This window comes from Aminivibrio sp. (assembly GCF_016756745.1).
Taxonomy (GTDB): domain Bacteria; phylum Synergistota; class Synergistia; order Synergistales; family Aminobacteriaceae; genus Aminivibrio.
In genome coordinates this window covers 1-3,437 of record NZ_JAESIH010000099.1, presented here as the reverse complement: position 1 = coordinate 3,437, position 3,437 = coordinate 1, and the positions used below count along the sequence as shown (strand labels likewise).

Annotated in this window: 3 protein-coding genes; 2 read left to right on the top strand and 1 reads right to left on the bottom strand. The window is 51.4% G+C overall.

The window, feature by feature from the left end:
- Positions 1 to 84: 84 nt before the first annotated feature.
- Positions 85 to 1,431: a DUF6880 family protein gene (locus JMJ95_RS13835; protein ID WP_290686531.1), complete on the bottom strand. Its 1,347-nt coding sequence runs from the start codon at positions 1,429 to 1,431 to the stop codon at positions 85 to 87.
- A gap of 424 nt (positions 1,432 to 1,855) precedes the next feature.
- Between JMJ95_RS13835 and JMJ95_RS13830 the strand changes: the two genes are divergently transcribed.
- A complete protein-coding gene (locus tag JMJ95_RS13830; protein ID WP_290686529.1) occupies positions 1,856 to 2,968 on the top strand; it encodes an XRE family transcriptional regulator in 1,113 nt (370 codons plus the stop codon).
- Entirely contained in the window at positions 2,965 to 3,186 is a 222-nt protein-coding gene (locus JMJ95_RS13825) for a hypothetical protein (RefSeq protein ID WP_290686527.1), read from the top strand. The genes JMJ95_RS13830 and JMJ95_RS13825 overlap by 4 nt, the downstream gene beginning before the upstream one ends.
- The last annotated feature ends 251 nt before the right edge of the window (positions 3,187 to 3,437 follow it).

Below are 3,437 nucleotides of genomic sequence, written 5' to 3'. Positions count from 1 at the left end.
CCCACTGGAAACGCCGCCGGAATTCCGGTTCGTATCAAACAATCGTATTTTTCAGCGGATAAGACCGTTCTACCCCGTAACCGTTCATTTCAGCGTCTCGTATTTCGACCAGAAGCTTTTCTTGCGGCCGTGCTGAAAATAAAGCCGTTCCGTGAATGTTTCATGGTCTTGCAAGTCTTGCCAGTCCGGAACGGCAGCCGAAAGAGCGTCAAGCTTCCTCAGGTATCGGGCGCCGTGGGAATAGGCTTTTGCGCAGGCCCGGTCCAGGATGGAGGAGAGCAGGCTCCGGTAGATCAGGCTGGCGGCAAGACTCCGCCCTTTTGATTCCATCTGTTCCGCCAAAGGAGGCAGCCTATCGTACTCTCTTCCGTCCAGCTGTTCCGAGTTTCTGACAATGTAGTCGGCTGCCTCGCTGATCTTCCCCGACGCAAGAAGAAACTCCGCATCAGACACCCGGAAGGAAGTGTCCTCAAGAATCCTTGCAGTTTCCTGATCTATAATTTCGTCCTGTTTTTCTTTCCCCAGAACGTCCAGAAGGGCCTGGAGCCTTTCGGTGCAGCGGAAATCTCGAAATTTCCGGTACAGAAGCTCGATAAGTTTTTCCCTGTCACCCTGCCGGCGGTAGATTTCAAGAAGCAGGCTGTCTCTTTCGTCCGCAAGGAAATTGTCTCCCTCCGGAATCTTTTTTATCCAGAAATGGGCTTTTTCGACGTCGCCAGCAGCCAGCCAGACTTCAGCAATATCGATAAAGGCCGCCGTGGAAAGTTTTCCCCATGAGATCGTCCGGGTTTTCTCGAAAAGTTCGGCGTCCCTGATCTGCCGGGCCAGGGACTCCACAAGCATCAGGTGGCGTGTCTTTTTATCCTTGTTTTTTTCAGCTTTGGCCCGCCGTTGAAATTCTGCGATCATTCTGCGGATCACCGGCTCGTCAAGGCATTCCCCGACGCAGTCAACCAGGAGATCCCGGACGCCGTAGTCATTTTTCAGGTTCAGTTCAAGCAGGATATCCGCCACAGCTTCCTTCTCCCAATCCGAACAGCGGGAAGCGTAGGCCACGAACAGGTCCCTCCCGTTGCACCGGAAGAGGTCGCCCACATGTCCGCTGGAATCGTCACAATGGCCCAGGATGTCCTCGTCCGCCTCGAAAAAGGCGGCAACAAGCTGTACCCCTGTGAGAGGGTCTGTAACAGAGGTCCTGATATCCTCCAGCAGCAGAGAAAGACCCCGTGCATATTCGGAAGTTTCCCCCCAGTGAATGAACCGGAGGGGGCGTTTCAGTCCGGCCAGTTTTCGCTTGAATCGTCGGATAATCTCCTTCTCTTCTGCAATAGGTCTATTCACTTCAGTTTTCCCGGCCTTTGTCATGGTGGAACGCTCTGCGAGATCCTCCTGCCCAGGATGGATCTTCTGTTCTCTTTGCGGATCGCTCATTTTTTCTCAGCCTCCCATGTCTTGAAACGACATAGCAGGGCCATTTTCGGAGAAATCACAGTATTCGTCAACCAATAAGAACGGCCACGGAGGACCCCGATCGTCCTGAAGCAGTCCTGTTTGTCATTCAGAGGAATGTAGAGAGGAAGAATCCGGGATTGATCTTTAAGGCCCTAAAAACCCAGGACCTTCCCCTCCGGGGATGTTCCCTTCGCTTTCGCTCAAGAAGTCACTCGCTTCATGGGAAGATGAGGCTTGCGGTGCACCCTTCGTCTGATCCCGCAGCATCCCATCGGAGAATCACATATGTCATATATCCTCGCCTGAGGCGAGCGGAAAATTTCGGGGGAAGTTTTGATAAAATATACTAATTGACAAAAATATGAAGCATGGTATTTTTAACAAAAACAAAAAGGAGACGCCTATGGATCTGCAGATACTAGCCCAAAACGTGAGGCGGTTGAGAAATGCAAAACGCTTGAGCCAAAGAGCCCTGGCAGATGTTGCTGGTCTCTCCCTGCCGGCTGTAAAGAACCTGGAACTCGCAAAGAGTGAGCCGCGGATGAGGACCATGCAGGCAATAGCAAGGGCTCTGGATGTGAAAATTCAGGTGTTTTTCCAGCCGGTTCGTGAATTGCACACTGTCCGGTTCCGATCAGCAAAGCGGATGCAGAATCGCGAGAATGTCCTGGCTGAAGTGGCCAAATGGCTTGATGATTTCAACTTTCTTGAAAAATGCATGAACAAACAGATGCCGTTCAGCCTCATGGGTGTCAGGACACAATGCGCCCCGGACCTCCTGATAGAGTCGGCCGGGCTTTGCCGTAAAAAATTGGGCCTGAAACCCACCGAGCCTATCCATGACATTTGTGGCCTGCTCGAACAAGCGGGCGTCAAGGTTTTCCCGATCCCCATGGCCTCCGATAGTTTTTTCGGCCTGTCTGTGGGAGAGGCAGACGGTGGTCCGGCTGTGGTGGTGAACATATGGGAGCGGATTTCGGTTGAAAGACGCATTTTCAGCGCCGCCCATGAACTAGGCCATCTAATGTTGCATCCCGAAGCCTACGACGTAGCCAAGGTCGAAGAAAGCAAAGAAGAAGAACAGGAGGCAGACCGTTTTGCCGGACATTTTCTGATGCCGAACGAGGGATTCCGGAAAGAATGGAATGAAGCGTCCGGATTACACTTCGTGGACAGGGTTTTCAAGATCAAACGAATTTTCCGGGTCAGTTACAAAACCGTTCTCTTGCGCCTGGTGGAAGATGGGGCTGTGGACAAGTCAATATGGATGAAGTTCAACATGGCCTATCAGCAGCGTTTCAACAGGAAGCTCTCCTTCAAAGAAGAGCCGATGGGTATTGATTCGGCTGAGCCGTTTGGGATGCAGCGATTTGATTTCTACGAAGACCGTTTCAGCCGCCTGGCCAGGGAAGCGGTAGAAAAAGACAGCATTTCAATCAGCCGAGGCGCTGAGATGCTTCGGATAGGTATTGAGGACATGCAAGACCTTCTGCAGAATTGGGAGGTCATTCTGTGACTCGTCGCCCGACCTCCCGAAAATTGATGATCATGGATCCATGCGTGCTGATCGATTTTATCAAGACGGATCGGAGTGTGCTGGAACTCGTTGTGAAACACGTCGGCCCGCTGTATGTGACCAGTCCGGTGGTCGAGGAGGTCAAAGAAATCGATGACGAGGACGAACTGGTAGCTCTCGGGCTGATCATCGTCGAACCCGAAATTAAAGATGCGTAGTCAGTCGCCAAACAGGCATCAAAAAACCGACAGCCGGCGCACTTCTCAGGACATTAAGAGAAAAGGGCATTCTAAAAGCACTGCATGAAGCAAGAGGTTGGAGACCAGCTATTCTATGTTTTCCTACCCTGCTCAATATCGCTGGAGGACGAAAGAATTTTTGAAATGGTCGGACTCCTTCAATATGCATAAACCATTTTGTGAATATCATTCGTCTTTTTACGAGTCACAAACTAATTTGTGACTCGTGG